A 3,396-nucleotide genomic window follows, 5' to 3' on the forward strand; every position below is an offset into this window, starting at 1 on the left:
GAACTGGGCCGACCTCTCTTGCTTGTGCTTAATATGGCGGACCTTCTGGAAAAGGAAGGGATCAAGATTGATACCAAACGTCTCAGCCAGATGACCGGATCCCCGGTGGTGACTGTCTCAGCGAGCAGGGGAACCGGAATCGATGAACTGAAAGAGGCAATTGAACATAGCCTCAGAGAGAAACATGCGGCACTCTGCCCGCTCTTTTCCAACTTCATAGAACGCTATATCTCGCATATCATCGAGGATGACTACCTTCATGCAATACCGAAAGGAAGGCAGATGCGATGGGCAGCCATTAAGCTTATAGAGGAAGATGAACTCTTCCTCTCCTCAATGCCTCCCATTCCCGAAGCGTTTAATACATATCTTAACGAGGTACGCGCTGAACTGGTTGCCCACTATGATGACGACCCGGAGGCGATCATCATCGACCAACGCTACAAGGTAGCCGAGCATATCGCCAAGGACTGTCAAATCCGAAAGCAAAAAGAGAAGTCTTTCAATTTCGATTCCATTGCAACCAATCGTATAGCAGCTATTCCTCTGTTCATATTGATCATGGGAGCAGTCTTCTATCTCTCCATTGGTCTTGTTGGAGGATACACCACCCCAATCCTGGAGAATCTCTTTGGGTACCTTGGTAGCCAGGTGTTCACCTTATCAGAGACGTTGGGAGTACACCCCTTGCTCTCAGGAATACTTGTGGATGGTATCATTGCAGGGGTTGGGGCGGTACTGACCTTTGTTCCCCAGCTATTTGTACTCTTTCTTCTTCTTTCCATCTTGGAAGATTGTGGGTATATGGCGCGAATCGCCTTTATCATGGATAGGATGATGCGCACCCTAGGTCTTTCAGGCAAGTCCATTATCCCCTTGGTGATTGGAACCGGTTGTTCAGTACCTGCAATTATGAGCAGCAGGACAATCGAGCACCAGAAACAGCGGGAACTCACGGTCATTGTAACCCCATTCATCCCCTGTGGTGCAAAGATGCCGGTTTTTGCTCTTATGCTCACCTACTTTTTCCCTGGTCAGTGGTACATCGCCCCCATGATCTACCTTCTAGGTATTGTCGCCGTCATTGTTACAGGATTACTTGCACGGGCAATCGACAAGCATAAGGAAACCAATGCCTTCATTCTTGAGCTACCCCGCTACCAACTACCTACAGTCAGGAATGTCTGGCTCCAGACCAAGGAGCGCACCCTGGGATTCATACAGAAGGCTGGAACCATCATCCTACTCTCCTCTGTGATCATCTATCTGCTCTCCTCGTACTCCTTTACTTTCCAGTTGGTTGATGCAGAGTCAAGCATGCTTGCTATCATGGGGCGGGTCATTGCTCCACTGTTTGCCCCATTGGGATTTGGTTTCTGGCAGGCTAGTGTTGCCCTGTTGACGGGAATTGCTGCCAAGGAGACCATTGTCAGTACACTGAGCGTAACCATCGGGACTGCCAATCTGGGATCTTTCTTCACTCCCGACTCCGCTCTCTCCTATATGACTTTCATTCTGCTCTCCTCTCCCTGTATTGCCGCCATTGGAGCAATGTTCAAGGAATTGGGAAGCAAGAGAAAACTTCTGTATGCCCTGCTGTGGCAGACAGGATTCGCCTATCTATCAGCACTCTTGGTTCGTTACATGGTGCTGCTTCTGATATAAAGGAATGCTTATGACTACGATTATCGCTAATGTGGTTGTTGCAGCTTTGATCATCTCTCTGGTTGCATACGCTATTGCAGCTCTTACAAAACAGAGCAAGGAGGAGAGTTGTGCCTCTTGCTCACCAAAAAAAGGAAGTGCTTGCAAGGGGTGTCAGTTTGCTGACCACTGCAATAAAACTATTCATTAACTGAATATTTATGCAGTAAGTCTGGATATTTCCCCTCTTTTTCGTTACACTCTCCACTAACACCCAGAACGGGTAGTATTGTTTGAGGAGAGATAGAAATGAAACGAAGCATTGTTGTACTGTTGTCACTATTATTGGTTTCGGTCAGCCTTTTCGCTGCAGGGACCAAGGAACAAGCACCCGGTGTTGATAATTCCCTTCAGAAAATCATGGACAAGGGCGTGCTTGTCATGGGTCTCGATGACAACTTCCCTCCTATGGGTTTCCGTAATGAGAAAGGGGAACTGGTGGGTTTTGATGTAGATTTGGCCAAGGAAGCTATGAAGCGCCTCGGTGTTGAGCTCAAGCTCCAGGCAATCGATTGGAATGCCAAGGAACAGGAACTGAATACCGGAAACATTGACTGTATCTGGAATGGTTTCACCATCACTCCTGAACGTCAGGAAGCCATGACCTTTACCCCTCCCTATATCCACAATGCCCAGGTTGTTGTAGTACGGGATGACAGCCCTTACACCACACTTGCCTCCCTCAGTGGAAAAACCGTAGGATACCAGGCTGGATCATCAGCTTCAAATGCAATCGACGACACTCCCGAGTTCAAGCAGTCCGTAAAGAGCTTTGTTGAGTTCAAGGAGAACCTTACCGGTTTGATGGATCTTGAGATTGGAGGTATTGATGCACTGGTGGTTGATGTCACCGTTGCAGAGGACAACATCAAGCGCAGCGGAAAACCCTTCAGAATCCTCGAGGAGGAACTTGCTCCCGAAGACTATGGTATTGGATTCCGCAAGGGTGAACAGAAGCTTGCAGACGCAGTATGGCAGCAGCTTGAGGCAATGGCCGCAGACGGTACACTTGCAAAAATCTCCACCGATTGGTTCGGTAGTGATATTACTGTTGTAGCAAAATAACGAAACCGTTATGATTACGGGGAGCTTGGCTCCCCGTTTTCTTTTTTTCAACACCTTATCTCTAGGAGACACCGATGGGAAACCTCTTAATGCAGATGCTGGTTGCCACGATGACCAGTTTGAAGATATTCGGCCTAACCCTGCTATTCTCCCTCCCCCTGGGTATGTTGGTTGCTAAAGGCAGGATGTCGAAAAACCCAATCATTTCGAACGTGGTAAATGTGTACATCATGATCATGAGGGGCACTCCCTTGATCCTCCAGCTCTTGTTTGTTTACTTTGCCCCCTACTACATCTTCGGCTCCTCTTATGACCGTTTCACTGCTGTCATTGTAGGCTATACCATCAACTATGCAGCATATTTTGCCGAGATTTACCGTGGTGGAATCCAATCGATCCCTGTCGGGCAGTATGAGGCATCCTTGGTTCTTGGTTTCTCCAAGGCTCATACATTCACCCATGTGATTGCCCCTCAGGTAGTCAAACGAATTATCCCTGCAATGGGGAATGAGGTAATCACCCTGGTAAAAGATACTGCGCTTGCTCAGACTATCGGGGTTGCTGAACTGTTCAGGGTTGCCGAGAACCTGTCTCTTATAAATATTTGAAGCTGGGGACCAACATGGC

The 3,396-nt window shown here is 48.0% G+C and carries 4 protein-coding genes; all 4 read left to right on the forward strand.

The features are described 5' to 3' along the window. On the forward strand, positions 1 to 1,665 hold a 1,665-nt coding region (gene feoB, locus JF818_RS04665), incomplete at its 5' end, for a ferrous iron transport protein B (protein WP_198890809.1). Positions 1,666 to 1,675: 10 nt separating this feature from the next. Beyond that, positions 1,676 to 1,855, forward strand: coding sequence for a FeoB-associated Cys-rich membrane protein (locus JF818_RS04670; RefSeq protein WP_198890810.1), 180 nt, complete (start codon positions 1,676 to 1,678; stop codon positions 1,853 to 1,855). 98 nt (positions 1,856 to 1,953) lie between these two features. Continuing rightward, positions 1,954 to 2,769 (forward strand): amino acid ABC transporter substrate-binding protein, encoded by an 816-nt coding sequence (locus JF818_RS04675; RefSeq protein ID WP_198890811.1) that lies wholly within the window; start codon positions 1,954 to 1,956, stop codon positions 2,767 to 2,769. Between the two features lie 74 nt (positions 2,770 to 2,843). Further along, a complete protein-coding gene (locus tag JF818_RS04680; RefSeq protein ID WP_233066205.1) occupies positions 2,844 to 3,377 on the forward strand; it encodes an amino acid ABC transporter permease in 534 nt (177 codons plus the stop codon). Positions 3,378 to 3,396 lie beyond the last annotated feature (19 nt).

This window comes from Sphaerochaeta sp. S2 (assembly GCF_016406725.1).
Lineage (GTDB): Bacteria > Spirochaetota > Spirochaetia > Sphaerochaetales > Sphaerochaetaceae > Sphaerochaeta.

Excerpts from the sequence above, each read along its gene's own strand:
- JF818_RS04670 (WP_198890810.1), top strand. The coding sequence starts at position 1,676 with ATGACTACGATTATCGCTAATGTGGTTGTTGCAGCTTTGATCATCTCT.
- JF818_RS04675 (WP_198890811.1), top strand. The coding sequence starts at position 1,954 with ATGAAACGAAGCATTGTTGTACTGTTGTCACTATTATTGGTTTCGGTC.
- JF818_RS04680 (WP_233066205.1), top strand. The coding sequence starts at position 2,844 with ATGGGAAACCTCTTAATGCAGATGCTGGTTGCCACGATGACCAGTTTG.